At 70.0% G+C, this 26,105-nt stretch carries 22 protein-coding genes; 15 read left to right on the top strand and 7 right to left on the bottom strand.

What is annotated here, in order from left to right; genetic code table 11:
- Both H4W31_RS40265 and H4W31_RS40260 read right to left on the bottom strand, forming a co-directional pair.
- A complete protein-coding gene (locus H4W31_RS40265; RefSeq protein ID WP_192771380.1) occupies positions 1 to 1,695 on the bottom strand; it encodes a sensor histidine kinase in 1,695 nt (564 codons plus the stop codon).
- A 14-nt stretch (positions 1,696 to 1,709) separates the two neighbouring features.
- Positions 1,710 to 3,524: an AMP-dependent synthetase/ligase gene (locus tag H4W31_RS40260; protein WP_192771379.1), complete on the bottom strand. Its 1,815-nt coding sequence runs from the start codon at positions 3,522 to 3,524 to the stop codon at positions 1,710 to 1,712.
- 168 nt (positions 3,525 to 3,692) lie between these two features.
- Here H4W31_RS40260 and H4W31_RS40255 point away from each other — a divergent pair, with 168 nt between their 5' ends.
- From H4W31_RS40255 to H4W31_RS40215, 9 genes are all read left to right on the top strand, one after another.
- Entirely contained in the window at positions 3,693 to 4,148 is a 456-nt protein-coding gene (locus H4W31_RS40255; protein WP_192771378.1) for an SRPBCC family protein, read from the top strand.
- Between the two features lie 544 nt (positions 4,149 to 4,692).
- On the top strand, positions 4,693 to 5,322 hold the full coding sequence (locus tag H4W31_RS40250; RefSeq protein ID WP_225945925.1) for a hypothetical protein: 630 nt from the start codon (positions 4,693 to 4,695) through the stop codon (positions 5,320 to 5,322).
- Positions 5,323 to 5,438: 116 nt separating this feature from the next.
- The gene (locus tag H4W31_RS40245) at positions 5,439 to 6,386 is read left to right on the top strand and encodes an ROK family glucokinase (RefSeq protein ID WP_192771377.1); all 948 of its coding nucleotides are present in this window, start codon (positions 5,439 to 5,441) and stop codon (positions 6,384 to 6,386) included.
- Positions 6,387 to 6,416: 30 nt separating this feature from the next.
- Complete coding sequence (locus tag H4W31_RS40240) at positions 6,417 to 7,160, top strand: endonuclease/exonuclease/phosphatase family protein (protein WP_192771376.1); 744 nt, start codon at positions 6,417 to 6,419, stop codon at positions 7,158 to 7,160.
- Between the two features lie 164 nt (positions 7,161 to 7,324).
- Positions 7,325 to 8,401, top strand: a complete 1,077-nt coding sequence (locus tag H4W31_RS40235) for a hypothetical protein (protein WP_192771375.1) — start codon at positions 7,325 to 7,327, stop codon at positions 8,399 to 8,401.
- Positions 8,402 to 8,845: 444 nt separating this feature from the next.
- Positions 8,846 to 11,416 carry an RICIN domain-containing protein gene (locus H4W31_RS40230; protein WP_192771374.1) on the top strand — a complete coding sequence of 857 codons (2,571 nt, stop codon included), beginning with the start codon at positions 8,846 to 8,848 and terminating at the stop codon, positions 11,414 to 11,416.
- Between the two features lie 91 nt (positions 11,417 to 11,507).
- Positions 11,508 to 12,530 (top strand): hypothetical protein, encoded by a 1,023-nt coding sequence (locus H4W31_RS40225; protein ID WP_192771373.1) that lies wholly within the window; start codon positions 11,508 to 11,510, stop codon positions 12,528 to 12,530.
- Positions 12,527 to 16,714, top strand: coding sequence for a hypothetical protein (locus H4W31_RS40220; protein ID WP_192771372.1), 4,188 nt, complete (start codon positions 12,527 to 12,529; stop codon positions 16,712 to 16,714). Before H4W31_RS40225 ends, H4W31_RS40220 begins: the two co-directional genes overlap by 4 nt.
- A 4-nt stretch (positions 16,715 to 16,718) precedes the next feature.
- A complete protein-coding gene (locus tag H4W31_RS40215) occupies positions 16,719 to 17,192 on the top strand; it encodes a hypothetical protein (RefSeq protein ID WP_192771371.1) in 474 nt (157 codons plus the stop codon).
- 268 nt (positions 17,193 to 17,460) lie between these two features.
- Here H4W31_RS40215 and H4W31_RS40210 read toward each other — a convergent pair whose 3' ends face one another.
- Positions 17,461 to 17,652, bottom strand: coding sequence for a DUF397 domain-containing protein (locus H4W31_RS40210; protein ID WP_192771370.1), 192 nt, complete (start codon positions 17,650 to 17,652; stop codon positions 17,461 to 17,463).
- A complete protein-coding gene (locus tag H4W31_RS40205) occupies positions 17,643 to 18,446 on the bottom strand; it encodes a helix-turn-helix domain-containing protein (protein ID WP_318783669.1) in 804 nt (267 codons plus the stop codon). Before H4W31_RS40205 ends, H4W31_RS40210 begins: the two co-directional genes overlap by 10 nt.
- Positions 18,447 to 19,121: 675 nt before the next feature.
- Between H4W31_RS40205 and H4W31_RS40200 the strand changes: the two genes are divergently transcribed.
- Positions 19,122 to 19,460 carry a hypothetical protein gene (locus H4W31_RS40200; protein WP_192771369.1) on the top strand — a complete coding sequence of 113 codons (339 nt, stop codon included), beginning with the start codon at positions 19,122 to 19,124 and terminating at the stop codon, positions 19,458 to 19,460.
- 22 nt (positions 19,461 to 19,482) lie between these two features.
- On the opposite strand, the gene H4W31_RS40195 is transcribed toward H4W31_RS40200, so the two are convergent.
- A complete protein-coding gene (locus H4W31_RS40195) occupies positions 19,483 to 20,145 on the bottom strand; it encodes a hypothetical protein (protein WP_192771368.1) in 663 nt (220 codons plus the stop codon).
- Between the two features lie 135 nt (positions 20,146 to 20,280).
- Entirely contained in the window at positions 20,281 to 20,652 is a 372-nt protein-coding gene (locus tag H4W31_RS40190; RefSeq protein ID WP_192771367.1) for a MerR family transcriptional regulator, read from the bottom strand.
- Between the two features lie 91 nt (positions 20,653 to 20,743).
- Between H4W31_RS40190 and H4W31_RS40185 the strand changes: the two genes are divergently transcribed.
- Complete coding sequence (locus H4W31_RS40185; protein ID WP_192771366.1) at positions 20,744 to 21,415, top strand: SDR family NAD(P)-dependent oxidoreductase; 672 nt, start codon at positions 20,744 to 20,746, stop codon at positions 21,413 to 21,415.
- 42 nt (positions 21,416 to 21,457) lie between these two features.
- Here the strand turns inward: H4W31_RS40185 and H4W31_RS40180 are convergent, their stop codons facing one another.
- The gene (locus tag H4W31_RS40180; protein ID WP_192771365.1) at positions 21,458 to 22,270 is read right to left on the bottom strand and encodes an alpha/beta fold hydrolase; all 813 of its coding nucleotides are present in this window, start codon (positions 22,268 to 22,270) and stop codon (positions 21,458 to 21,460) included.
- A gap of 56 nt (positions 22,271 to 22,326) precedes the next feature.
- Between H4W31_RS40180 and H4W31_RS40175 the strand changes: the two genes are divergently transcribed.
- The 4 genes from H4W31_RS40175 to H4W31_RS40160 all read left to right on the top strand — a co-directional run bounded on the left by H4W31_RS40175 (position 22,327) and on the right by H4W31_RS40160 (position 26,097).
- Positions 22,327 to 22,854, top strand: a complete 528-nt coding sequence (locus H4W31_RS40175; RefSeq protein WP_192771364.1) for a PadR family transcriptional regulator — start codon at positions 22,327 to 22,329, stop codon at positions 22,852 to 22,854.
- 50 nt (positions 22,855 to 22,904) lie between these two features.
- Positions 22,905 to 23,741, top strand: a complete 837-nt coding sequence (locus H4W31_RS40170; RefSeq protein ID WP_192771363.1) for a nucleotidyltransferase domain-containing protein — start codon at positions 22,905 to 22,907, stop codon at positions 23,739 to 23,741.
- Between the two features lie 152 nt (positions 23,742 to 23,893).
- Complete coding sequence (locus H4W31_RS40165) at positions 23,894 to 25,294, top strand: flavin-containing monooxygenase (RefSeq protein ID WP_192771362.1); 1,401 nt, start codon at positions 23,894 to 23,896, stop codon at positions 25,292 to 25,294.
- The gene (locus H4W31_RS40160; protein ID WP_318783668.1) at positions 25,291 to 26,097 is read left to right on the top strand and encodes an alpha/beta hydrolase; all 807 of its coding nucleotides are present in this window, start codon (positions 25,291 to 25,293) and stop codon (positions 26,095 to 26,097) included. Before H4W31_RS40165 ends, H4W31_RS40160 begins: the two co-directional genes overlap by 4 nt.
- The last annotated feature ends 8 nt before the right edge of the window (positions 26,098 to 26,105 follow it).

The following is a 26,105-nucleotide window of genomic DNA, read 5'->3' as shown; positions in this document are numbered from 1 at the left end:
TTACTCCCCTTCTGATGCAGTGACGCTATCGCGCACGTTATCGCGCCGGGGCGAGGTTCCGAGCACCACTGCCACCGTCGTGCCGCTGGGGTGTCGCGGACTGATCTCTAGCCGGCCCCGGATACGTTCCGCCCTCTCCGCCATGATCGCAAGACCATACCTGCCGTCAGGGCGCTGGTCAGCGATGCCCTGACCATCATCCGACACTTCAATTTGGGCGAATGGGGGATCTACGGCACAGCTGACCCAAAGGTTCGCCGCCCCGGCGTGCTTGCGCGCGTTGGTGATCGCCTCCTGGGCGATGCGTAGCAACTCCGCCTCGGTGGCGGCCGGCAGCCGGGCGGTGGACTCGTCGAGCGTGTAGTGCACCCGCAGCCCGGCGGAGGCGCCGACCGTGCGCGCGTACTCGGCGATCGCGGTGGCGAGCCCGCCGTGCCGGTCGACCTCGCTGCGCAGCTCGAAGAGGCTCAGCCGCAACTCGGTGATCACCCGGGTCACCTCGCCCCGGAGGACCCGCAGCTCCTCGGCCGTCTCCTTGGCGCTCTCCGGGAGGCTGGCCTGGGCGTTGTCGATGCCGTACCCGACCATCACCAGTTCCTGGGCGACCCCGTCGTGGATCTCCCGGGCCAGCCGCTGGCGCTCCTCGTTGGTGGCCAGCGACCGGACCTCGTCGAAGAGCAGCGCGGCCTCCAGCCGCAGCGCCGCCGGCCCGGTCAGCGCGGTCACCTGGGCCACCACCGCCGGTGGATAGGCGTTGGTGACGTCGGCCTCCAGGGTGACCAGGCCGACCGTCCGGACCCCGGCGACCAGGGGTACGACCAGCGCCGACACGTCCCCGCCCGAGTGTGAACGGGCCTGTGACCGGTGTGCCGTCTGTGGTTGCTGGCTGGCCCAGGCGTCGGCGATGGCCGAGTCGGCGTCGAGCGTCGTCTCCCAGTCGACCCGGTCCACGCCGGCCTGGGCGAGCACCACCAGCCGGCCCCCGCCGCTGGCGGACAGCACCGCCGCCCGGTCCGCCCGGGCGACGCCGCGCAGCTCCTCCACCAGGTGTTCGGAGATGCTGCCCGGATCCAGGGTGGCTCCGGGTAGCTGCCTGGCGACGCTGCGCAACTGGGTGAGCAGCCGGGTCGCCTCGGCGTACGGCTGTGGCCGGCCCTCGCCCCGGGCCTGGATGATCCGTTGCAGCGTGCCCGCCGCGGACAGCCCCAGCGCGGCCAGGATCAACCACTGGGCCGTCACCGCCAGGTAGCCGAGCTGGCCGATCAGCAGCCCGCCCTCGCCGCCGGTGAAGGTGCCGCTCAGCGCCAGGGTCGCCGCCGCGACCGCGATCAGGGCGATGCCCTCCCGCGAGCGGCGTTGCAGGGCGGCGACGGTGAGCGGTACGGCGAGGTAGGGCAGGATCGCCGACGCCCCGAGGCCGGGCATCGGGGTGCCGATGTTCGCCGCCGCCGCTACCTGGCCGGCGGCCAGCCCGACGATCATGACCTCGGCGAACCTGCCCAGCGGGGCCAGCAGCCAGTGTCCGGGGGCGATCACCGCCGGAATGCCCGCGACGGCGAGCAGGGCGACCCAGCGGAGCTGCCCGGGATCCCGGGTGGCGATCAGGGTGAGGACCGCGACGAGCGCGAGCATGACGACGCGCGCCGCCGCCGCGAGTGGATGTGGGCGGGGAAGACCGGAGGTCGAGGCGGGCACCTGACGGATGGTAGTCAGTTGCCGTATATCTCGGCGATGTCCGCCGAGTATGTCTTCTCTACGACGTTCCGCTTGACCTTCATCGACGGGGTCAGTTCGCCGGTGGCCTCGGTGAAGTCCCGGGGAAGGATCCTGAACTGCCGGATGGATTCGGCTCGCGAGACGTTCTGGTTGGCCTCGTCCACCGCCCTCTGGATCTCGGCGCGCAGCTCCGGGTCGTTCCGCAGCGTCTCGATGTCCGTGTCCGCCGGCCGGTCGTGCTCCCGCAGCCAGCTCGGCAGGGCCTCCGCGTCGATGGTGACCAGCGCGGCGACGAACGGCCGTCGGTCCCCGACCGCCATGCACTGGCTGACCAGCCGGTGCGCCCGGACCGCGTCCTCCAGTACGGCGGGAGCGACGTTCTTGCCGTTCGCCGTAACGATGATCTCCTTCTTCCGCCCGGTGATGCACAGGTAGCCGTCGCCGTCGAGTTCGCCCAGGTCACCGCTGTGGAACCAGCCGTCGGAGGTGAGTACCTCGGCGGTCGCCTCCGGGTTGTTCCAGTAGCCCTGGAAGACCACGTCACCCTTGATCAGGATCTCGCCGTCGTCCGCGATCCGGATGGTGACCCCGGGCAGCGGGCGGCCGACGGTGCCGATCCGGGTGGCGCTGGGCAGGTTCACCGCGACCGCCGGTGAGGTCTCGGTCAGGCCGTACCCCTCGTAGACCAGCACGCCCACGCCCCGGAAGAAGTGGCCGAGCCGGGCGCCCAGCGGGGCGCCCCCGGAGATCGCGTTCTGGCAGCGTCCGCCGAGCGCGGCCCGGAGCTTGCGGTAGACCAGCCGGTCGAAGACCTGGTGCCGCAGCCGCAGACCCATCCCCGGCCCGGACGGAGTGTCCAGGGCCTGGCTGTACGCGATCGCCACCCGCTCGGCACTGGCGAAGATCTTGCCCTTGCCCTCGTCCCTCGCCTTCTGGACGGCGCCGGTGTAGACCTTCTCGAAGACCCGGGGCACCGACAGCACGAAGCTGGGCTGGAACTCCTTCAGCTCGCTGACCAGGTTCTTCGTGTCGGCGCTGTGCGCCACGGTGGCCCGGGCCCGGACCGTGCCGATCTGGATCAGCCGGGCGAACGAGTGGGCCAGCGGCAGGAAGAGCAGCGTCGACGCCCCCTCGTTGAAGAGGTTCGGCAGCACCGGGATGGCGTTGCAGATGTCGGAGAGCATGTTCCGGTGGGTCAGCACGCAGCCCTTGGGCCGGCCGGTGGTGCCGCTGGTGTAGATGATGGTGGCGATGTCCGCCGCCTTCACCGCCTTGCGACGTACCTCGACCTGGGCCGGGTCGACCCGGTCGCCGAGAGCGAGTAGTTCGTCGATGCCGCCGAGTTCGATCTGCCAGACCTGTTCCAGCTTGGGTAGCCGGTCCCGGATTCCGGAGAGCGCGAGGGCGTGCGCGTTGGTCTCCAGCACACAGGCCACCGCGCCGGAGTCCGACAGGATCCAGGCCACCTGCTCGGGGCTGGAGGTGTCGTAGATCGGTACGGTGACGCCGCCGACCGTCCAGATCGCGTAGTCGATCAGGGTCCACTCGTACCGGGTCCGGCTCATCAGGCCGACCCGCGCCCCCGGGGTGATCCCGGCGGCGATCAGGCCACGGGCCAGCGCGACGACCTCGTCCCGGAACTGCCGGCAGGTGACGTCGGTCCACTCGCCACTGGTGCCGGAGGTGCCCGGGGCACGACGGACGAACTGCACGCTGTCCGGCGCCTCCTCGGCGTTGTCCCAGACCGGGTCGGTGAGGTTGGCCGCGTCGCCGACCGTGACCGCTGGCGGGACCGAGAACTCGCGCACCTGCACTCCCTCGTGCTCGTATCGGACCGGCCTGCCTCCGACCGCTCCGGCTACCCCGCAACCTACCCGCCTTCCGGGTCGGCCCGCCCGGCCAGGTACGCCCACCGGCACACGAATGGGGCGAGGTGGTGGGCCGGAGCCACCCCCTTGCGGGGTAGCCTGCCGGACATGGCGGATTCCTCCACCCAGTCGATCGTCATCGCCGCGCCACCGGCCCGGGTAACGGCGGTGATCTGCGATTTTCCGCGCTACACCGAGTGGGCCGAAGCGGTGAAGCAGGTCGAGGTGGTCGAGGAATACGAGGACGGTTACGCCGCCCAGGTCCGGTTCGTGCTCGACGCCTCGGTGATGACCGACGAGTACGTCCTCGCGTACGAGTACGCCGAGGACATCTCGCGGATCGAGTGGCACCTGGTGGAGCCCTCACGGATGCAGAAGACCCAGAACGGGTCGTACGACATCGAGGACAACGGGGACGGCACCTCGACCGTGACCTACACACTTGAGGTCGAGTTGTCGGTGGGCATGCTGGGTATGTTCCGGCGCAAGGCCGAGAAAATGATCATGGATGCCGCACTGAGCACGCTCAAGCGGCGGGTGGAATCCCCGGACGGAGCGCGTTGACGCGTTCACCCCGTGGGCCTCGGGCGTAAAGGAGCCGATCATGGGAGCAGGCGGTTCGTACGGCGGAGCGACCGATCCGGGGTCCGCACGCGAGGAGGCCGAGCGGCTGGTCGCCGCCGCGCTCGCGATGGCCCGTTCGGCCGCCTCCGGGGCCCGGGACCGGGCGGGGACCTTCGGCCCGTTCAGCCAGGTGATCTCGGACGTACTGGACCAGGTGGTGCCGCCACGGCAGACGGCCGAATCGTCGCCGTGGCGGACCGGGTCAGGCTCGACGACCACCGACCCATGGTCGGCCGCCACGACCGAGCCTCCGCCGACCGAAGCTCCCTCGACCGAAGCTCCCTCGCCCGAATCTTTTTCTTCCGAATCTTCTTCTCCCGGACCTCCTCCGGCCGAACCTTTTGCGACCGAACCTCCTTCGGTCGAACCTTTTGCGGCCGGACCTCCTTCGACTGAACCTCCTTCGACCGGACCGTTTTCGACCAAGGCCGGGCCTTCATCGACCACGGCCGGACCCGGTTCGCCATCGGGGGGTGACTCACCGGTGGGCGCGGGTTTCGCCACCGGTAGCTCCGAATGCTGCGTCTGTCCCGTTTGCCGATCGATCGCCGCCCTGCGCGATCCGAGTCCGGAATTCGCCGAACGGCTCGCCACCGGTGCCGGAGATTTCGCGGCCGGGGTGGCCAGCCTGCTCCGCGCGTTCTCCACCGTCACCGGCAGCACCGGCAGCACCGGCAGCACCGGCAGCACCGGCAGCACCGGCAACGGCGCGGCGGGGAGCGCCGGCTCGCGCGCAGACGCCCAGGGCTCCCGGCCCGGCGACGGCACCGGCGGCCGGGCCGGTGGTGAGCCAGCGGACACCCACACTGCCCCGTCGGCCGGCCCGTCGAGCGCTTTCGAAGACGCGGTGTGGCGCAATGCCACTCGTACCAGGCATGATTCGTGGCCGGCGGACGAGCAGGACGTCTGGGCGGCCGCCACCCGTGCGGAGGCCGGAGCCCGGGGGACCGGGGCGACCGCCGATCCGGACCGGTCGACCCCGACCGGGACGGGCGGGGCCCGGCCCGCCGGCTCGTCGGCCGCCGGGCGACCTCCGGTGCCCGCGTCGCGGACCCCGGAGGGATCGGCCACCGCCGACCCGGGCGAGCAGGTGGCCCCCGACCAGGGCCCCTGACTGCCGGAACCGTCCGACCGGGCGGGCCGGAGGCCACGGCGGTGGTGACGGCACGGTAGGGCGGCAGTGGCGGGAGAGCGACCGCGAGGGCGGTACGGCAGAGGGGAGCGGCAGCGGTGACGCTGACCATCGGAGTCGATGTCGGGGGTACGAAGGTGGCCGCCGGCGTCGTCGACGTGGCGGGTGAGGTGCAGGCGTCGATTCGCCGCGACACCCCCGCCGACGACGTCGCCAAGACCCGCGACGTGATCGTCGAGGTGGTCAAGGAGCTCGCGGCCGAGCACGAGGTGGACGCGGTGGGCATCGGTGCCGCCGGCTGGATCGACGCCGCCCGGTCAACCGTGCTGTTCGCCCCGAACATCGCATGGCGGAACGAACCGATCCGCGACTACGTCAGCAACGCCGTCGGACTGCCGGTGATCGTGGAGAACGACGCCAACGTCGCGGCCTGGGCCGAGTTCCGCTACGGCGCGGCACGGGACGCGGACGACTCGATGGTGCTGTTCACCATCGGCACCGGTGTCGGCGGCGGGATCGTGCTCGGCGGGGAACTGCTGCGCGGAGCGCACGGCATCGCGGCGGAACTCGGGCACATGCTTTCGGTGCCGGACGGTCACCTGTGCGGCTGTGGCCGGCTCGGCTGCATCGAGCAGTACGCCAGCGGCAACGCCCTGGTCAGGTTCGCCCGCGCGGGTGCGCGCCAGGAACCGGACCGGGCCACGATCCTGCTCGAACTGGCCGACGGCGACGTCAACGCGGTGACCGGACCGATGGTGACCTCGGCGGCCCGCTCCGGCGACTCGGTCTCCGGCGCCGCGTTCGCGCAGATCGGTCATTGGCTCGGCACCGGTCTGGCCGACATGGCGCAGATCCTCGATCCGCAGGTGCTCGTCGTCGGGGGCGGCGTCGTCGAGGCGGGCGAGCTGCTGCTCGGCCCGACCCGTCGGTCCTATATGGACGCTCTCTCGGCGCGTGCCACAATTCCCGTGGCGGAAATCCGGCCGGCGGAACTGGGCAACACCGCCGGGTTGGTCGGCGCGGCAGACCTGGCCCGTCGGCGGTAGCCGACCCGGTCGGCGCGGTAGTTCGAATACATGAGCAAGGGGCACGGCGTGGGGCAGGTGCAGTCCCCCGGAAACGGGGATTCGTCGGTGCGCCTGCGGGTGCTGTCGTACAACGTGCACGGCCAGCGGGACGACGTCGACGCGCTGGCCGAGGTGGTCCGGAGCTTAGAGCCGGACGTGGTGATCGTGCAGGAGGCGCCGCGCCGGTTCCGCTGGCGACACAAGTGTGCGGCCCTGGCCGACCGGCTCGGCCTGGTGGTCGCGGCGGGTGGCCTGCCGGCACTGGGCAACCTGCTGCTGACCAGCCTGCGGGTCCAGGTGTACCGCACCTGGTGCCAGCAGTACCCGTTGACGCCGGGCCGGCATCTGCGCGGCGGGGTCTTCGCCGAGTGCGGGATCGGGACGTCCCGGTTCGTTCTCGCCGGATCCCATCTGTCCACAGACCCGACCGAGCGCCCCGGCCAGGCCGCACTCTTCAAGCAGGAGTTGGCCGCACTGCGGCTGCCGGTGGTGGTCGGCGCCGACCTGAACGAGAACTCCGGCGGCGGTGCCTGGCGTACCGTCGCCGACGGCCTGACCGATGCCGCCGTGGTCGCCGACGCCGCCGAGCGGTTCACCTTCTCCTGCGTGTACCCGCACAACCGGATCGACGCCCTCTTCGTCGATCCTCGGATCGGCGTGCTCGACTACGACGTCGTGGACACGCCGCAGACCCGCCGGGCCAGTGACCACTTCCCGATCCGGGCGGACCTCCTGCTCCCCGCCGCACTCTGACGAAGGCCAGCTAAGAAGCGGGGCGGCCGTGGAGTCTTCGGCTCCTCGGGCTATCAAGGTCCGCACGTCAGCACTGTGACGAATTTCGATAGCTGACGGCGGGGTCCGCTGGATCGGGACCGCTACAATCCGGCGCGTCGATCATCTCCACGCCGGAGGGGCCGTTGCTGCCACGCGGAAAGCTCGCCAAGGTCGCCGACGCCGGTGGCATCGGGCCGCTGCGCCGGGTCTACCGGACGCGCAACGAGTTCGACGGCCGCAAGTCGTGGATCCTGATCGGCGGCGGCCTGCTGACCACCACGATCTACTTCAACCTCTCCCCGACCCTGGCCTACGTCGTCGCGGCGCTCGCCATCGCCAGCTACCTCTACGTCGTGTACTTCACCGACACCGGTGACCCCGCCGGCTGGTACCGGATCGGTGTCGCGGATGGTGGCCTCGTCCTGGCGCCCAGGTATGGCGGTCCGATCGCGGTGCCGTGGCCCAGGATCCTCGGCGTCAGCGAGATCCGGGAGTTCGGTGCACGGCGGGGTTTCGAGGTCGCGTACGTCGGAGAAATGGGTCGGGGCACCGTTCTTCGGATCGTCGAGGTCAACGGACGCGGCGCCCTGATCCGCTCGATCACCGAGCGGCACGCCATCCGGCCGCCGGTGCTCGTCCGGTCGGTCGTCGGCGGCGTGCTCGGGGTCGCGCTGCTGATGACGGCCTGGCTCGTCTTCCTACCCGACTTCGTGGTCCGGAGCGAGTCGTTGCCGGGCAACGTCGTCGAACTGTCCCGAGCCTGCGAGCGTGCCGGCGCGAAGTACCCGGATGCGGCGGCGTTCACCGGCCCGGCCCCACACCCGATCCGCGCGTTCGTCGAGGACGAGGAGGAGAACGGTCGGGTGTACGAGGCCGCCGGCGTGTTCAGCGAGACGACACCGGGCTTCGACATCAGCGATCCCACCCAGATCCAGCTTGTCGCGTGCGTCCGTCGTACCGGAGTGGAGCTCGGGAACAGCACCACCTGCACCTACCGCGAGCAGCTCGGCAGCGATGTAGAAATCCGTACGATGCGGACTGGCAAGTACACGGTGGAGGTGTTCGAGTTGCGTACCCGGAAGCGGGTCGACTCGTTCGGGATTACCGGCAGCGACGCGCAGTGCCCGGACTCCTACGTCGGCAGCGACGACGGCGACATGTACTCGCAGGTCACCAGCGAGGACCTGCGCCGGGCTCTCGACAGGTACGTGACCCGGTAACCGCGACTTCGCCGACGTCCTTGGTCTCTGCTGTGGATGCGATGCGGCGGCCGCGCTGGCGATCCTGACCAGTGGACTACCGCGTCGGGTCAAGCGGGCGGAGACCAAGACCGACAGCAATTTGTCGGTCCGCAAGATCAAGCTTGGCACGTCGGGCAACGGCACCCCTCGAGGTGCCCACGGTGAACGACATCAAGGGTTGACCTATCAGGACAGTGCCGGCCCTCGGGCAGTCCCGGAGGGCGGCTTTTTTCGTGCCGGAACGGAACCCCACCGATCGAGGACAGCTGATACCGTGACGCGTAGCGTTCGGTTGCTGTCAGTCAGTACAACTAAAAATCTGTCTTCTGGACCACGGGGGAAAGAATGTCGAGAAGGGTACGCAGACGGTCACGTCTGTGGATGGTGACCGCTGCCGTCATGGCGGCGACAGTCATCGGTGCGATGGCCGTCCCGGCCGGCGCGATCGCGAGCCCATCGGTGCTCGCGCGGGCTGCCGAGACCACGATCGCGCGGACTGCCGAGACCACGATCGATGAGAAGTACCGGGCAGCTGCCGTTCTGGGTTGGGTGCCACGGGAAGAGGTGACGCTTTCCGACCGCGACTTCGTCTCGGTCCTCTGGGAGAAGGCCTCGGAGAAGCACAACGCCGAGGTGAAGGCCGCCGCGCTGGCCGCCTTCAGCGACACGACCGACGCCGACGCCGCGTCCGCCGCGTTCATCCGGACCGGCATCTTCGCGGCGAACGACCGGGACCTGGCCGCGAAGGCTCGTAAGGCCGAGCTGGACACGATTCGGTTGCGCGCGGCGCAGGAGATTAACTGGGTGCCGGCGAACAACACCGAGCGCACCACGATGCTGGACCAGACCCTGCAGAACTACCTGCTGGCGTTCTGGCGCAAGGCGGCGACCTGGCCGGAGGTGAAGGCGGCTGCCGAGCCGTTGACCGTGGCTGGCGCGACCGACGAGCAGCGTCTGGACTTCCTCCAGCACGCGCTGTTCGAGAAGGCCGAGGCCGACCGGCAGAACGAGATCGCCAACGGTAACGCCGAGGAGGTCGCCGCTCGGCAGGCTGCGGCGCTGCGTTCGGCAAAGGAGAAGGCGATCGCGACCGCGCTGAAGCGGTCGGCGACGCCGTACGAGCTTGACGATCTCGAGTTGCGCGAGCTCATTTACCTGTTCGCGTCGCAGAGCACGGGCCGCAAGGTCAAATTGGACGCGACGGTTGCCTACGCCAACTCCTCGGAGGAGGTGTGGGTCGCGTTCATCTTCACCGGCGTCCACCTCGCCAACAAGGTCGACCTCGATGAGCGTGATCTGGCCGAGGCGCGGGCGAACGAGGTTCGGGTGCGCGACATCATGTACGCGGCCGAGGCGGACGGCTTCCAGCCGGTGACGGTGTCGGCGGCAAAGAAGGCGCTCGAGGGTCCGGCCCTGGACCGCAGCCTGTTCCTGTTGGGTGGCCATGACACCGCCCGTCAGGCCGACTACGTCCGGCCGTCGGCCAACAAGACCGTGATGATCCAGGCGGTCGGCTACAACGGCTGCATCGCCGAACCGGTCGCGTGGGTGGCCAACTATTTCGTCGTCGCCAACGCCGAGCTCAACGCTCGGGTGGAGCCGTGTAACGAGAGCAATGTGTCGCAGCGGTGGGTCTTGCTGCCGGACACCACCACCGGGCGCTACAAGCTCGTGAACGGGCACGAGAACGTGTGCCTCTTCCCGCAGCCCTCGAGGATCTCGCAGGACGGCGCTCCGATCACCGCCTTCCCGTGCGGCAGCGGCCCCGCCGCCACGGCCGCCAGCGTCTGGGAGCTGCTTGACGGCGGGCAGGGCAATGTGGAGATTCGGAACGTCACCAACAACAAGGTGATCACGGCGGTGGCGGGCAGCTCGGCGGGCTCGCTGGACATCGTGCAGAACCCCAACGGGCACCTCGCCACACAGCAGTGGCGGCTGATCGACCCGGCGCACCAGGCGGCCATAAGTAGGCCGCCGACCGGCTCGTTCCGGATCAAGGGTGTGCAGTCCGGACGCTGCGTCCGGCCGATCGGAGCGCTCGGCACGGCAGGTTCGGGCGCTCTCGCGAGCGGGGCCGACATGGAGCTGCGCGACTGCGGGAGCGGCACCGAGCAGATTTGGGACGTGACCCAACTGTCCGACACCCGGTTCGAGGTGCGCAACCGGGCCTCCGGGTACTGCCTCTTTCACAGCGCGAGCTACGCCGATCTGGTCAACGGAGGATTCGTCGACCAGCGGAACTGCGGCGACCACTACACCTCGTGGTCGGTCATGTTCCAGAAGTCCACCGGGTCCTACCTGCGGAGCACGGTGGGCGGCGGCTACCTGGGTGTGCTCAACAGCGGCACGGCCAACGGCAGTGTGGTGAGAACCGCGGATTACTCGGCCGCGACCGATCAGCAGTGGATCCTGGAGCCGGTGTCCGAGGGAGCGACCGCGCCGGCGCCGATCTGGACATCGTCCGGCAAACCCCTGACCAGCTTCTCCGGCACCGCGGTCACCTTCCAACCAGCGTGCACCACCACCAGGTGGCGCATGTATTTCCTACCGGGTGCGGGGGACCTCCTCTTGTGGCGGGCCGACGCGGCAAACGCGAAGAAGGGCCTGGTCCGCGCGAATGACGCCTCGTGGCAGAGCGCCGAGTCTTCATTCCAGTACTGCGTCGTCGGAATGCCGACCAGCAGCCAGATGGAAGTGACGCTGCGGAACGTCGCCAGGAACGCCTACGTGCGGGAGGCGATGGATGTCACCCCCTCCGGGATGCTGATCGCCGACCAGACGTCGGCGGCGAACGCGGAACGGTTCCTCCTGCAAAATCGCCTGTCCGTCGACACCACCTACAACTCGGTGATCGAGGTGTTGCAGTCCAAGGCGACGAAGAAGTACGCGCAGGTCGATACGACCGCGACGGGCACGAATGCCAAAGCCGTCCGGTTCATGAATGTCACACCGGCGGCGGTTAACGAAATGTACAGCAACGGCAACGGCGTGTGATTGCACCGGGGCGGGCAGTCCTGATGGCGCCGCCCGCCCCGGGCACCTCATCCACCCCCTTGAACTCACCGACGTCGTCGGGAGGCGCTTCATGCTGAAAATCCATCGTCAGAGCCGGCTGCCGGCAGCACTGCTGGCCCTCGTACTCGCCTTGGGAATCGCGCAATTGGCGGTGGCTCCACCGGCGGTCGCGGCGGCCAGTCAGGCCGACCGGGAACGGGTCCAGTGGCGGGCTATGTCCGACGGTCGCTGGGAGGTCCGTACGGCTGCGGTCGTGGCCCTGAACAGCTCCGACCCCGATGCCGTCACCAGGTTTTTGCAGACCGGCCTGGCGTCCGCCATCAACCGGGCCGTCATCTTCGAGCGCGCGGACGTCGCGGAGATCAACTACTGGCTGCGGATATCGCCCACCGACTCGGCCGTGCATCTCGGCTGCGAACGCGCGCTGATGGCGACGCACGACGAGAAACACGAGTTTGTCGAGACCGGACTGGCCATCGCGCAGGAGTTGGACGCGTCCGGTCAGCACCAGCACGACGAGGAGGTCGCGGAGCAGGCCCAGGCCGACCGCGACTTCGTGGGATCACTCGCCGAGTCCGACCCGGGACCGCAGGTCCGGGCGGCGGCGGTCGCAGCGATTGCCGGTGGCGAGGACCGGGATATCGCCGACTTCTTCAACTACTACTGGGCTGCCGGGGCCCGACTCGACGACGAGGCGTACCGGCTCGCGATCAGCGATCTGGACCTCAGGGGCAACGCGACGATGGCGCGACTGCGGCAGGCGGCCCTCGACGCGGAGGCTGCCGAGGCGGCGGCCAGCGGCGAAGCTGCCGAGAAGTTGCACGCGGAGACCGTTGCCGCTTGGCGCGCCGTGGCCACGGCGGCCACTGGCACCAGCGTGAACTGGGCCGCTGAGCGGGACCGGGCCGCCGAGCAGGCGGCGAAGTGGGCCACCGTGGCCGAGTACGCCCAGGGCGCTACCACCGAGCAGGACTGGGCTGCCGTGGTGGCCCGTGCCGGCACCAACGCCGCTGCCTGGCAGGACGCGGTCCGCTGGGCCGAGGAACAGGCCCAGATGTGGGCGCGGCTGGCCGAGGAGGCGGACGACCGATGAACCGGCGACTGATGGACGTGACTCTGCGCTTCGTCCTGGCGGCGCTCCTCGGCTTCTCGCTGGGCGGGGTGGTCGTGACCCCGCCGGCGGGCGCCGAGCCGAAGCCTGCCGAGCTGAAGCCTGCTGCCACTGCGAGCAGCAACGAGTGGACCGACGAGGAGGCGGACTGGTATCGCGACAGTGTCGTCGATATCGCCACCTACGCGGCTGAGCCCGAGGTTCGGGAGGCGGCCACCGTAGCGTTGGCGGTCGGGACCACCCAGGCCATCGCCGACTTCGTGGACACCGGCTGGGCCAGGGCCAGGCTCGCCGCGAGCCAGCGCAAGACCCGGGAGAAGAACCAGGTCAAGACGTGGTCCACCAGCGGCGGTACGAACGTGAAGCGGGCCGCCAACCTGGCGCTGCTGGGCGGCGACTACGCGATCAGCGAGTTCGTGGCCTGGGGCTACGAGGTCGCCGATCGGCTGGACCACCCGGTTGCCGACACCGAGGCCGAGCGCGCGCGGATCTACGCCCGTGTCGAGCAGATGATCGCGATCGGCGGGCCGACGGTCGTGGCCGAGGGCAGCCAGGTGTTGGCGTCCGGGGACCCGGCGACGATCGCCGCCTTCTATGCCACTGGCTATGCCGCGGCCAACCGGGTCGACTGGGACAATCGCGAACGGGTCCGACTGGCCATCGAGCAGCGCAACGAGATCCTGGACGCGCTCACCGCCGGCGCCACCGCCGCCGAGGCCGGTGCTCGGGCGCGGGCGGAGATCATTGCCGCCAACATCGAGGGTCTGAGGTACCTCGAGGACGCGTTGCTTGCCATGCGGCAGGCGGCCGCCGCGGCCAACGCCGCGGATCAGGTCTTCGAGCAGGACCGGGTGCACCGTCCTCAGCAGCCGGGCCGGACCGCCCTGTTGGAGGCGCACAAGGCCGTCGCGATCGCACAGGCGGGCCGGGCGGAGCAGACGGCGTTGCAGATGAACGCCGTCATCGCCCGGGTGCAGATAGCGGCGAGGGACCTGATCGAGTCGGGTCAGGACCACGGTCAGGACTGGGTTCAGGTTGCCATCTCGGTCGGCCTGTCCGCGCAGGCGGCTGCGCACGCCGCCGGGACGGCTGGCCAGGCCGCCACGGCCACGCTCGCGGACAGCCTGGCGCTGGACGCCGACCAGAACGCCACCCTGCACGCCAACAACGCGGCCCGGTGGCTGGCCGAGACCAAGTACCAGGAGAAGGTAGCCGCGGACCAGGCGGTCGTGGCCAAGGCGCAGCAGAAGATCGCCGAAGACGCGGCCAAGCGGGCCAAGGACCAGCGCGGCATCGCGGAGCAAGCCGCCAGTGACGCCCGCCAGCACGCGGGCAGGGCGAAGTCGCTGCGGGCCGACGCCGAGCGGGCGTCCGCCAACGCGATCGCCCAGGCGCAGGTCGCCGCGTCGGCTCAACTGGAAGCAAACGACGCCATCCAGCGGGAGTCGGCGGCGATCAACCGGGTGAACCGGTCTACCGAGGAGCTTCAGGCCGCCACCTCCCGCTGCTTTGCTGCCGAGGAGGAGTACAACGCCATTGCTGCGGCGTTGCAGAAAGCCCGGGACGAGGCCATCGCGGCCGGGCAGGACGCCGACGAGGCAACCCGCGACCTGCAGATCCAGGCCGACCGTGCCCGCAATGCCTTCCACTCCGCGCAGGCCTGGGCGGACCGGGCGAGGGCGGCCGCCGATGCGGCCCGTGGCGAGGCGCAACGGGCCAGTGCCGCCGCCCAGCAGGCCCGGAACGCGGCGAAGGCGGCCCAGCAGAGCGCGCTGACCGCCCGGCGGGCGTCCGACAGCGCCGGGCAGGCGGCCGTCGCCAGCGTGCGCGCGGCGGAGAACGCCCGGGTGAACGCGGAGCGTACCCAGGCCGAGGCCATAGCCGCGGTCCGGGAGGCGGCGCATGCCATCGTCCAGGCGGACATCGCCGGCAACGCGGCCGGCAGCGCTGCCGCGCTGGCTGCGCTGACCGTCGACCGGGCCGGCACCGCGAGCTACATCGCGTCGCGGTTCGCCGCAGTCAACGCGGACGCCCGGAACGCGCTGGCGGTCGCCAGCGAAGCACTGGTGGTCGCGCAGGAGCAGGCCGCGGCGGCTGCGGAACGGGCCGCCGAAGCCGAGGCTGCGGCAGACCACGCCACCGAGCAGGCCACCGAGGCGATCGGCGCCATCAAGCCGGCGTACGAGGCGGCGGCCCGCGCGGTCGGCTCGGCGAACACGGCGATCGGTGCGGCGAACAAGGCGTACCAGGCTGCGGTGGCGGCCACCGCCGATGCGAACGGGGCCAGCACGGCCGCGCACGTCGCGACCCAGTGGGAGTCGGCGGCGTGGCGGGACGCCAACATCGCCGACTACGCGGCGCAGAACGCCAGCCTGGCGGCGGCCAGCGCGGGCCGGGCCTCGGCCAGCATCGACAAGGCGTACGCGTGGGCCAAGGCGGCCACCGCCGACATCCACGCTCAGGCCAAGAAGCTCTCAGACACCCTCAAGGGACTCCAGGACGAGCGGGCGAAGCAGGAAGCGATCGCCCGGGAGCAGCAGGCGTTCGAGGACAAGGTCGAGGACGGCATCCTCTCCTACCTCAAGTGCCAGGCCCGGATGGTGGACGCCTGTAAGCACCTCTGGGAACTGGTCCAACCGAGCCTAAAAACGGCTCTGGACGCGAGCAAAGACCACATCGCCCTGCTGGCCAAGTGCTACACCGGCGACGATGCCGCCTGCGACGAGGGGCAGGCCAACGGCGATCAGGTGATCGACTTCTTCGTCCAGGTTGGCGCCGGTCTGGTCGAGGGCGCCAAGGGTTTCGTCCTGGGCCTCAAGGCGCTCGCCGACTGTGGCAGCTGGGTCGTGGTGGGCCTGGATGGCGACTACTTCCGAAACAACTGTGGCAAGACCGTCGAGGGCTTCCGGCAGATGCCGGCGATGCTCCGCGACCACCCGCTCGAGTTGATCCACGTCACCGAGTGGCGGGAGAACCCAGGCAAGGCGTTCGGGCTGACCCTGTTCGACGTCGCCTCGTTCGCCATCCCCGGTGTCGGCGAACTCGGCGGGGCGCTCAACAAGACGCTCGGTGAGATCAGCAACCTGCTGCGCCTCGGGCTCACCAAGGTCTCCGGCGGTATCGGGCGGATCGAGCGCTTCGCGGTCCGGCTCGCCGACGCGCCGGACGAGATCGCCCAGATCATCGGCATCGGGCTGCGGCTGGAGAACGGCGTCGCCAAGTTCGACGAGGCGTTCGCCCTCGTCGACAAGAAGTTGTACAAGGTCGACGGCGCCACGGCCCGGCTCGACGGGACGGCTGCCGACCTTGAGGGCGCCGTCGTGCACCTCGACGGCGGGCTCCTCAGCATCGAGAACGGGATCGCCTCGATCAGGGATCTCGTGCTCAGGCTCGCGCGCGACGTCGACTTCCCCGACACGCCGCCCACCTGCCGGATTCCGGCGGCGGCGAAGACGGCAATCGCAGCGGCGGCGGCGGTTTGCAACGGCACGCAGCCCGACGGCAGCTGGCAGTACGAAGAGAACCGCGTCACGCTCAGCCTCACCAGGCAGGACAACGAGCTGGCGGACGCGGCGATCGCCACCGCCAAAATCGCCGAGGAGCAGCTGTCCCCGCGGTGGCAGGTCCTGATCGATTCGATTCCGGGCGCGGCCCGGCAGGGCTGGGACCAACGGCTGAAGAAACCGGACTCGCTCAAGCGCAAGCTCGCCACCAAGATCAAAGCGACCCCCGGAGGCACGCGGCAGTGGCTCGAGGGCATCGGTGACAACATCCGCTACGCCGTGACGTTCGAGGGGAATCGGTATGTCGGCGGTGTGAAGGAGACGGTCGCCGCGCTGAAGCTGAAGCACTACGAGCTCACTAAGATGGAAAACGGGTGGATCGTCGGCAATATGGGCAACTACAAGGGCATCAACACGACGTGGCGCGACCCGGGGACCGGTCACCTGTTCGAAGTGCAGTTCCACACGCCGGAGAGCTTCGTGGTCAACAAGAGAGAGCATCTGTTCTACGAGATCCGTCGGCTCGAGCAGGAACCGGGCGGACCGGAACCGTCCGGTCGGGGCATACTGCAGTCGGAGGCGAAAATGATCTCAAGGGCGCTGTGGGCGACCGTCCCGGACCCGGAGGATGCCGATACACTCGACTTCCCGCTAGGCAGGTGAACGGATGAACCACTACTTCGCCCTCGTCGACGACGAGCACGATGTCAACGACCCGTTCACCGTCGTCCGAGTCTCCGAGCGCACCGGCGTCTTCGCGCTCGACAACGACGCCGCCTGGGTGCGGACGAGGCTGCTCGATCGGATCGAGGCCGGCGAGGTCGCATACCAGGTCCGATCCATCAGCGAGCGAGCCGCCGCCCGCATCCAGCAGCGACGAGAGGAGAAGGTCTCCTATCGCTACTCGATTCTCGTGTTCGACGACGACCCGACCGCCCAGCCGACGGGTGTTCTGCGCGAGTGGGATGCCTCGAACGGCAGCGGGACGTACGGCCAGGTGTACACCCGCGACTGCGAATGGGAAAATAGCAACATACGGGAGGACATCGAGCGGCAAGGCAGCGATGTCATCCGGATCGTGCCCTCCGACGCGGCGACCGTGAGCCTCTTCATCGACGCGATACGGCGGCGATTCGGATGACCTCGACGCACCGCCGATAGGAACTTAATACGCCCTCGACCTCAGCGAGTGAGGTCGGGGGCGTACTTCCGGCCCCCAGCTGGGCGGCCCCGTTGCCGTTTCGGCTGGGGCCGACCGAGGGCTGCTTGCCGTCCAGCAGGCGCGACGGCCTGGTGCTGTGGCGCACGTTGCGCGACGTGATCTCGACGTTGGTCACGTTGGGGGTGAGGCCATGCGAGCGGGCGATGCTAGCCCGGCGCGGGGGCGCTCGATAGCGTCGGTCAGCCGGTTATGCCCGCCGGGCGACCCTGGCCACGAATGCCTGCCAGGCGGAGGGGTCGAAGGTCAGGGCGGGGCCGGTCGGGTTTTTGCTGTCGCGGACTCCGACGATGCCGGGCAGGTTGTCGGCGACCTCGACACAGTCGCCGCCGGTGCTGTTGCTGCGGCTGCTCTTGCGCCACCGCGCGCCGGTCAGGTCCATGTCTCCGCCACCTCCGCTATCAGTTCCATCGACTGCTGGTGGGGCAGTGCCTCGCCCCGCACCGAATCCCAGACATCGAGCATATGTTGCACCTGATCCGGACGGTCGACCATCTGCCCGTGGATGTGCCCCTCGAAGTAGACGACCTGCTCACCCACCGGGGGAGTGGCGATCACGAAGGGACCGTCCAGGCCGGCGTAGGCGCCGGCCGAGGCCGGCACGACGTGGATCCGCACCCGGGGCAGGGCGGTGCCGACCTTGACCAGGTGCAGAAGCTGCTCGCGCATCACCGCCGGCCCGCCGATCGCGCGGCGCAACGCGCTCTCGTCCATCACGAAGGTGAGCAGCGGAGGACTGGCACGGGTCAGGATCTCCTGCCGGTTCAGCCGGGTGACGACCTGCTGCTCGGTCTCCTCCGGGGTGAGCAACCCACTGCTGGCGAGCACGGCGCGGGCGTACGCCTCGGTCTGCAACAGACCCGGCACATACGTTGGTTGGAAGCCGCGCAGCGCCTTGGCCTCCTGCTCGACGGCGGCCCACTCCCGGAAGTAGCCGACTACGGTCTCCCGGCCGATCTTGCGCTGGATCCGCTCGAACAGGCCGTCGGTGCCGAAGATGGTGTCGCAGCGGCGGGCGAGGTCCAGACTGGGCCGCCGTTCACACGCCTCGACCTTTGCGATCATTGCGGCCGAATAGTTCGACGCCTCGGCCAATTCGGCCTGGGACATGTCGCGCTTCGTACGGGCTAGCCGTAACTCCTCGGCGAAGTGTTCGAGCATGGCCGGTCGCTCCACGGACAACCTCCGGACAGATCTGGCGCTGGCTTCGGACAGGTCCCGGACGGGCACGACGAGGCTCTATACGCCCTGGTCGTATGTGCGTCTTCCCTCCTCAGCGTAGTGGTGTCCATAGCAGAGTGTCAGCAGCGGAACCGTTCGGCGGGCGGCAAACACCCGGGCGGAACCGAGCGGGGAACCACCCAAGCCAACTCCCCGAGGGGCGGTTCCCCGCATCCAACCGTTCGGTCAAAGAACGGTGTCGCACCATTCGAGGAAGGACAGGACAATGCGAGGCTTCCGGCGTACACCAAAAGGGTTTCGCTTCGCGCCCCTGCACTGTCGCGACTGGCGTCGGTTCTGGCGGTACTGCCGCTGCGGGTTGCGTTGGCCGTGCCCGGATCGCTTCACCCCGGATTCGCCAGCGCTGGGGGTACTGCCGCCACCAGTAACCGTCCCACCACCTCCGCCGCCCGACGCGGCCCCGGCTCGGTCGGCGGTCACCCCGGACCCGCCACCGCCGCCAGCCGGCGCCCGCCCGACCAATCAGCGTCCAGTCCGCCCGACCAATCAGCGTCCAGTCCGCCCCAGCAGTCAGCGTCCAGCCGGAGACGTCGACGCCCAGACGCAACCGGTCGGCCGAGCCGGACAACCGACAGCCGCCCAGGCGCACCAGGCCAGAACCGGCCCGCGATGACGAGCGACCAGACGAGTAACCAGGGGACTCGCCCGGGAATCGAGCCGCACACCCCGCAACGCCCGATCTGGCTCTGCCGGACCTGTGCCGTCGCGTGGCCCTGTCTCGGCGCCCGCACCCTACTGACCGTCGACTTCGTCGCCGATCCGACCGGGCTGGCGGTCTATCTCGCCGCCCAGCTCCAGGACGCCATCGTGGACCTGGCCGCCCTCAACCCCAACCCCGGCCCGGACCCGGCGGCTCTGCATGCCCGCTTCCTCGCCTGGGTACGACCGCGCGTCGCCATCACCCGCACCCGCCTGGACGGCGACCTACCACCACCCCCACCGGCGTGACGCTCGTCCGTTGTCGCTGACGTCAGACGGCCGGGCGGCTGACGTACCGGTCGAACATCTGGAAGAGATGCTCGTCGTTCAAGGTGGACGTCAGGCGCTTGGGAATCTCGCCCCGGTAGGTGATCAGCGTGGGCGGGCAGAAGTCGACGTCGAAGGTCCGGTTCACGATCCGCTTCCCGGTGGCGAGGGCGAACAGCTCGATCTTGAAGCGTTGGCCGTCCGTCCGGACGCCCTTCGTGCCGTTGTCGGTCCGGTAGCGGCACGTGCCGACCGGCAGGCTCTTCGTGGTGGTCAGACAGGCCAACAGGGCGACGTCTTCCGGGCGTTCCGGCTCGTACCCGGGTGGGTCGTCACGGGGGACGTACCGCAACTCGTACCCCTTGGTGCCCTTCTCTTTGGCGAACACCGCGAGGGGATGTGGCGCGGCACCCTGGTACGGGGCGGCCCGGTGGAACCTCACGTCGTCGGTCCCGCACAGCTTCCCGAGGTCGTCGACCTCCTCCGCCTCGAACTCCGGTTCGGCTGGTGTGGTCGGCACGATTGTCGGCGTGGTCGGCGCCGGGGTGGGCGTACCGGTCAGCGGGGCGGCGTCGGCGACCTCGGCCGGGTCGGAACAGCCGGCCAGGACGACCGCCCCGGCCAGCACGATCCCCAGTTTATTTCGCCAGATTCCTCTGATCGCCATCGCACATCCCAGGACGAGCTGGTTCGGAGCTGTCAGGGATCATCGTGGACGGTATCGAGCGTGCGCAGGTCCGCATTTTTACCGCCAGCTCGGCAGTTCTCGACATGGGTTACGCCGTCTCCGACGCCGACCCCGTCAGGCGCCGGCAGATCGGCCCGGCATGGCGGCCAGCAGGTTGTCGAGCGAGTGTTGCGCCGCACCCAGTCGTGCGATCGCCTCGGCGATGCGGGCCCGTTCCCGTTCCAGGTGGTCGACCATGCCCGGACACGGCGACGGGGTCAGCCGGCCACCAACGTCGTGTACGCAGTGCAGCACCTGCGCGATGACCGTGCTGGACAGCCCGGCGGCGAGCAGGGAACGGATGTGGGAGACCGCGACGATGTCGGACTCGGCGTACTCGCGGTAGCCGTTGGCGAGCCGGACCGGCCGGAGGAGCCCCTGCTCCTCGTAGTAGCGCAGGAGTCGTTCGCTCACCCCGGTCTTCCGGGCCAGGGCACCGATCCGCACTGTGCGCCTCCGCACTTTCCGGTTGACCTTCACATCGATGTCAGAGTTTAGCCTCCATCCGTCGGTGCAGGTCAGGGCGGAGGAGGCGCAGATGTCAGGCGCAGTGGTCATCGGGGTGGGACCAGGGATCGGGCGATCGGTCGCCCTCCGATTCGCCCGGGAGGGCCTACCGGTCGCCCTCGTGGCGCGTACCACGGCCGGAGTGCGGGCGGTGGCCGAGGAGGTGGCCGCACTCGGCGTACGGGTCGTCGCGCTGACCGCCGACAGCACGGAGGAGAGCGCGCTGCGGGCCGCCCTCGACACGGCGGCCGCCGAACTCGGCCCGCCGGACGTGGTGGTCTACAACGCCGCGATCATCCAGGCCGACTCGATCGGCGAACTTTCCGTACGCGCCCACCAGCACGCCTGGGCGGTCAACGTGGTCGGGGCGATCACCACCGCCGCACACGTCCTGCCCGGGATGGCCGAGCGCGGCGCCGGCTCGTTCATTGTCACCGGCGGCATGCCCGAGCCGAAGCCGGCGTACGTCTCCCTCTCGCTCGGCAAGGCCGGGGTACGGGCCCTCGTCGCCCTGCTCGACCAGGAGTACGGGCAGTCCGGCGTACACGTGGCGACGGTCACCGTGGCCGGCGCTGTCGCCCCGGGTACCGCCTTCGATCCGGACGACATCGCCGAGCAGTACTGGCGGCTGCACACCCAGCCACAACATCGATGGGAGCGGGAGATCGTCCACGCCGAGCGGACCGCCTACGAGACGGGCTGACCGCTCGACCCTGTCCCGTGGACGGGGCTCTCGGCGATCGCGTCAGTAGGTCTCGGCGGCCGGGAGGCGGCGTTGCGGCTCGTCTTCGAGCGCGGCCCGCACCGCCCCGGCGAAGGCATCCGTGTTGTCGAGCATGATGTTGTGCCCGCAGTCGGGAATGGGCACCACCGTGACGCCTGCGGCCGCGAGTCGGTCGCCGTCGACGCGGGGTCCGTCGGCCGCCGGATAGAGCAGCGCGCGCGGGATCGACAACGTCTCCAGGTGCTGCCGCGTTGTCGGGACGGTGCCGTGCAGGAGACTCATGGCGCTGCGGTACAGCGCGTGTGGCCCGGCCTGCCGCATGGTGGCCGCCCAGTGCGGTCCGACGAACTGCAACGTCTCGCGCCAGCCGTGGTCGAGGAACTCTTCCTCGGTCGGGTAGACGCCAATGCCTGAGCTGCCCGGGCGTTTGGTGGTGGGCAGATGCTGTACCGGATCGAGCGGCGGGTCGACCAGGACCAGCCGGCGTACGAGGTCCGGGTGGCGGGCGGCGAGGACGGTCGCCACCGCGCCACCCATGCTGTGGGCGATCACGTCGGCCTCGGTCACCGCGACCAGCCTGAGCGCGCGCGCCACGACGTCGGCATGCATCTCCAGGGTGTACGGCGCGTCCGTCGGCCGGTCGCTGATGCCGAAGCCCAGCAGGTCGATCAGGAGTGAGTGGTGGCCGGCCAGGGCCGGGTGCGTGATCGCCTCGGTGAAGTAGGGCGCGGAGCTGGCCCCAAGGCCGTGCAGGTAGACGCGGGTCGGGCGGCTGCCAGGGAGCTCGACCCAGCGGAGGCAGGAACCGTCGGGAAGAACCTCAACGCTATGCATAGCTGCCAAGGTACATCGCCTCCGAGGTACCTTGGCAAGAGGATATGATGTCGATCATGCTGGAACTCGCAGTCCTCGGCTTTCTCTACGAGCAGCGGTTGCACGGCTACGAGCTGCGCATGCGCATCGCCGCGCTCACCGGGCACGTACGGCCCATCGCCGACGGCACGCTGTACCCGCTCCTCAAGCGGATGGAGAACGCCGGGCTGCTCAGCCGGGAACTCGAGCCGGGGCAGGCCGCCGCACCCCGGCACATGCTGGCGCTGACTGCCGACGGCAGGACGGCGCTCCTGGAGCGGCTACGCGCGCCGGACGAGCTTTTCATCACCGACGAGAACCGTTGGTTCACGCTGCTGGCCTTCCTGCGTCATCTGGAGGACGCGCCGGCGCAGGCTGTTGTCCTGCGACGCAGGATGCACTTCCTCACCCAGCCGGCCAGCTTCTTCTGGGACGGCGACCGGCCGCTGCGCGCCGCCGACTTCGACGATCCGTTCCGGCGGGGCCTCTTCACGATCGCTACGGCCACCACGCGTACCGAGCTGGCGTGGTTGCGCGAAACCCTGGCGACCCTGGAAGAGGACTGAGGCCGACGCGGAGATGTCAGTTGATGACCACTGCCTGGTAGGAATGCCGGATGATCCACCGTGACGACGTCGCGACGGCCCTGGCCGCCGCGAAACACCTCGCCGGGTCCTGCGTCGCCATCATCGGCGCCCCGGTCCGGTCGGTGATCCTGCACGGATCGCTCGCTACCGGCGACTTCATCCCCGGCCGGAGTGATATCGACCTGCTCGTCATCGTTGACGGCACGCTTCCCGACGAGCACGTCGCCGCGCTGGAGGACCTGGTTCGCCGGGCCGACCCCGGCGGTGCGAGCGGTATCGACCTGCATGTCGTGACCGAGGACGTCGCCGGCACGCCGGCCCGGGTGCCGCCGATGGAACTGCACGTCGGGCGATACGACAGCTTGTCCATCGGGGTCGAGGTCGAGTCGCGGGTGGCGGCCGCTCCGGACCTGCCGGCCGAACTGTCGATGGCCCGCGCCGACGGGCGCGCTCTGGTCGGGGTGGCGCCGACCGACGCGATCGCGCCGGTGCCGGCCGAGTGGATCCGGGAGCGCGGCCGGCACTGGCTGACGACGTGGCAGTCACCCACCCACGACGCGGCGGGCGCCGAAGACGCGGAGAAGGTCGAAGACGCGGAGAAGGCTGAAGACGCGGAGGACGCCGTCGATGCGGAGGATGCCATGCACATGGTGCTGACCGCCTGCCGGATCTGGCGCTACGCGGTCGAGGGGGTGCACTCTGCCAAGGTGTCGGCCGCCGGGTGGGCCCTTCACCGGGACCCGTCGCTGACGGCGGTCCGGCAGGCGGTGCATCGGTACACGACCGATCCCACCGCGCCGATCGGCGCAGCCGGGATAGCCCGGGTGCTGGACACCGTGCTGCGCGACACCGCCCAGGTGCGCTGACCGAAGCGGCAGGCACACCGGGGCGGGGATCGATGTGGCACAGAACGGTCGTACCCGAGGGGAGTCGCGCGGCGGGCTGGACAAAAGGCGAGGGGAGTCGAGAGGATTCCCCCGCACGTCGGCACCTGTGCCGGACAAAAGGAGATTCTTCGGTGTCCACCTTCAGTGACCAGGAGAGCCACGAGCCGAGCGCGACCCTCTGGCGGGACGGGCGCCCGGTCTACGACCGGGGCAGCACGGTCTGCGTCATAGGCGCCGGGGCCAGCGGCCTCACCGCGATAAAAAACCTGAAGGAGTACGGCTTCGGCGCCGACTGCTACGAACGGGAGACCGGGGTCGGCGGGGCCTGGAACTGGCGGCACGACCGCAGTCCGGTCTACGCCAGCACCCACCTGATCTCGTCCAAGCCGTTGACCGAGTTCCCCGACTTCCCGATGCCGGACAACTGGCCGGACTATCCGCACCACAGCCAGTTGCTGTCCTATCTGGAGCGGTACGCCGACCACTTCGACCTGCGCCCGCACATCTGGTTCGGTACCGAGGTGGTGCGGGTCGAGCCCGCCGACTCCGATCGCTGGGACGTCACCACCCGCAGTACCGGCGGCTACGGTGCCGAGCGCACCTCCCGGTACGCCGCCGTGGTGGTGGCGAACGGGCACAACTGGGCCCCGAAGCTGCCGGCGTACGAGGGGCTGGACGAGTTCCGGGGTCAGGTGATCCACGCGTCGGCGTACAAGGACGCCACCCAGCTTCGCGGCAAGCGGGTACTGGTGGTGGGTGCGGGCAACACCGGCTGTGACATCGCCGTGGAGGCGGGTCAGCAGGCGGCCAAGTGCTGGCACTCGACCCGCCGTGGCTACTGGTACGCCCCGAAGTACGCCTTCGGCCGCCCCGCCGACCAGGTCGGTGACGCGGGCGGCGCGTACCGGTTGCCGCTGCGGGTACGGCAGTGGATGTTCCACCAGATCCTGAAACTGACCGTCGGTGACCTGACCCGGTTCGGGCTGCCCCGGCCGGACCACAAGGTCTTCGAGACCCATCCGATCGTCAACAGCCACCTGGTGCACTCCATCGGGCACGGCTCGATCACGCCGGTGCCGGACGTTTCCCGGTTCCGCCGGAACAGCGTGACCCTGGTCGACGGGCAGGAGGTCGAGCCGGACCTCGTCGTGCTAGCGACCGGCTACCTGCCCCGGTTCGAGTTCCTGGCCCCGGAGGTGCTCGGCATCGACGCCTCGGGGCGGCCCGCGCTCTACCTGAACGCGTTTCCCCGCCGGCATCCGACGCTCGCCGTCGCCGGCCTGCTCCAGCCCGACTCCGGCCTGTTCACGATGGTGCACTGGCAGACCGTGGCGATCGCCCGCTGGCTGCGGCTGCGCGAGAACGCGCCGGACCGGGCCCGCGCCTTCACCGCCCGGGTCGACGCCGAGGCCGGCACCCGGTGGCACTCCGCCAAGGTCAAGGAGAGCACCCGGCACTGGTTCGAGATCGGGCACATCGACTATCTGCGCGCCCTGCAACGCACGCTCGACGAGCTGGAGGTGTCAGCGTGAAAACCCGGGTGGTACGGGTGACCGACTGGACCCGTCCGGTGCCGGCGGTCTACCGCGAGGTACGCGCCGCCACGCCGGAGGCGCCCGAGGGCAAGCCGCCGCTGCTGTTCGTCCCCGGGTTCGGCCATGGTGCCTGGGTGTTCGCCGAGCACTGGCTCGAACACGCCGCGTCGCGGGCCTTTCCGGCGCACGCGGTGAGCCTGCGGGGGCACGGCGGCAGCGGCCCGGCGCCGGAGGCGACGCTGCGGGCGTACGCCCATGACGTGGTCCAGGTGGCGGCGAGCCTGCCCCGGCAGGCGGTGCTGGTGGGGCACGGCGCCGGTGCGCTCGTGGTGGCGCACGCGCTGGCCCGCTATCCGGCGCGGGCCGGGGTACTGGTCGCCCCGGTGTTCGGCGGCTGGGGGACGCTCGGCGCGGCGCTGCGCCGCAATCCCGTCGGTACGCTGCCGGCGGTCTTCGGCGGCGCGCTGCGGCTCAATTACCGCCAGTTGTTCAGCCGGGAGCTGCCGGACGCGGCGGCCCGGGACTACGCCAGCCGACTCGGGCGGGCGTCGTCGCGGGCCCAGTGGCAGTTGCTCCGGCACCGGGCGCCCGAGCGGGCCGTGGGTGACCCGCCGCTTCTCGTCCTCGGCAGCCCGGACGACCGGGTCGTACCGCCGGCGGCGCTGACCCGGACGGCCGGCCGGTACGGCGCGGCGCCGCTGCTGTTCCCCGGGATGGGCCATGACATGATGCTCGACGCCCGATGGCGGGAGCCCATCGACGCGATCCTCGACTGGCTGGACAAGGACCTGGTCAGGTAGGACCGATC

Origin of the sequence: Plantactinospora soyae (assembly GCF_014874095.1) — a bacterium.
Taxonomy (GTDB): domain Bacteria; phylum Actinomycetota; class Actinomycetes; order Mycobacteriales; family Micromonosporaceae; genus Plantactinospora; species Plantactinospora soyae.
Note: the sequence above shows the minus strand (reverse complement) of the source record. Positions and strands in the feature narration are given on the sequence as shown.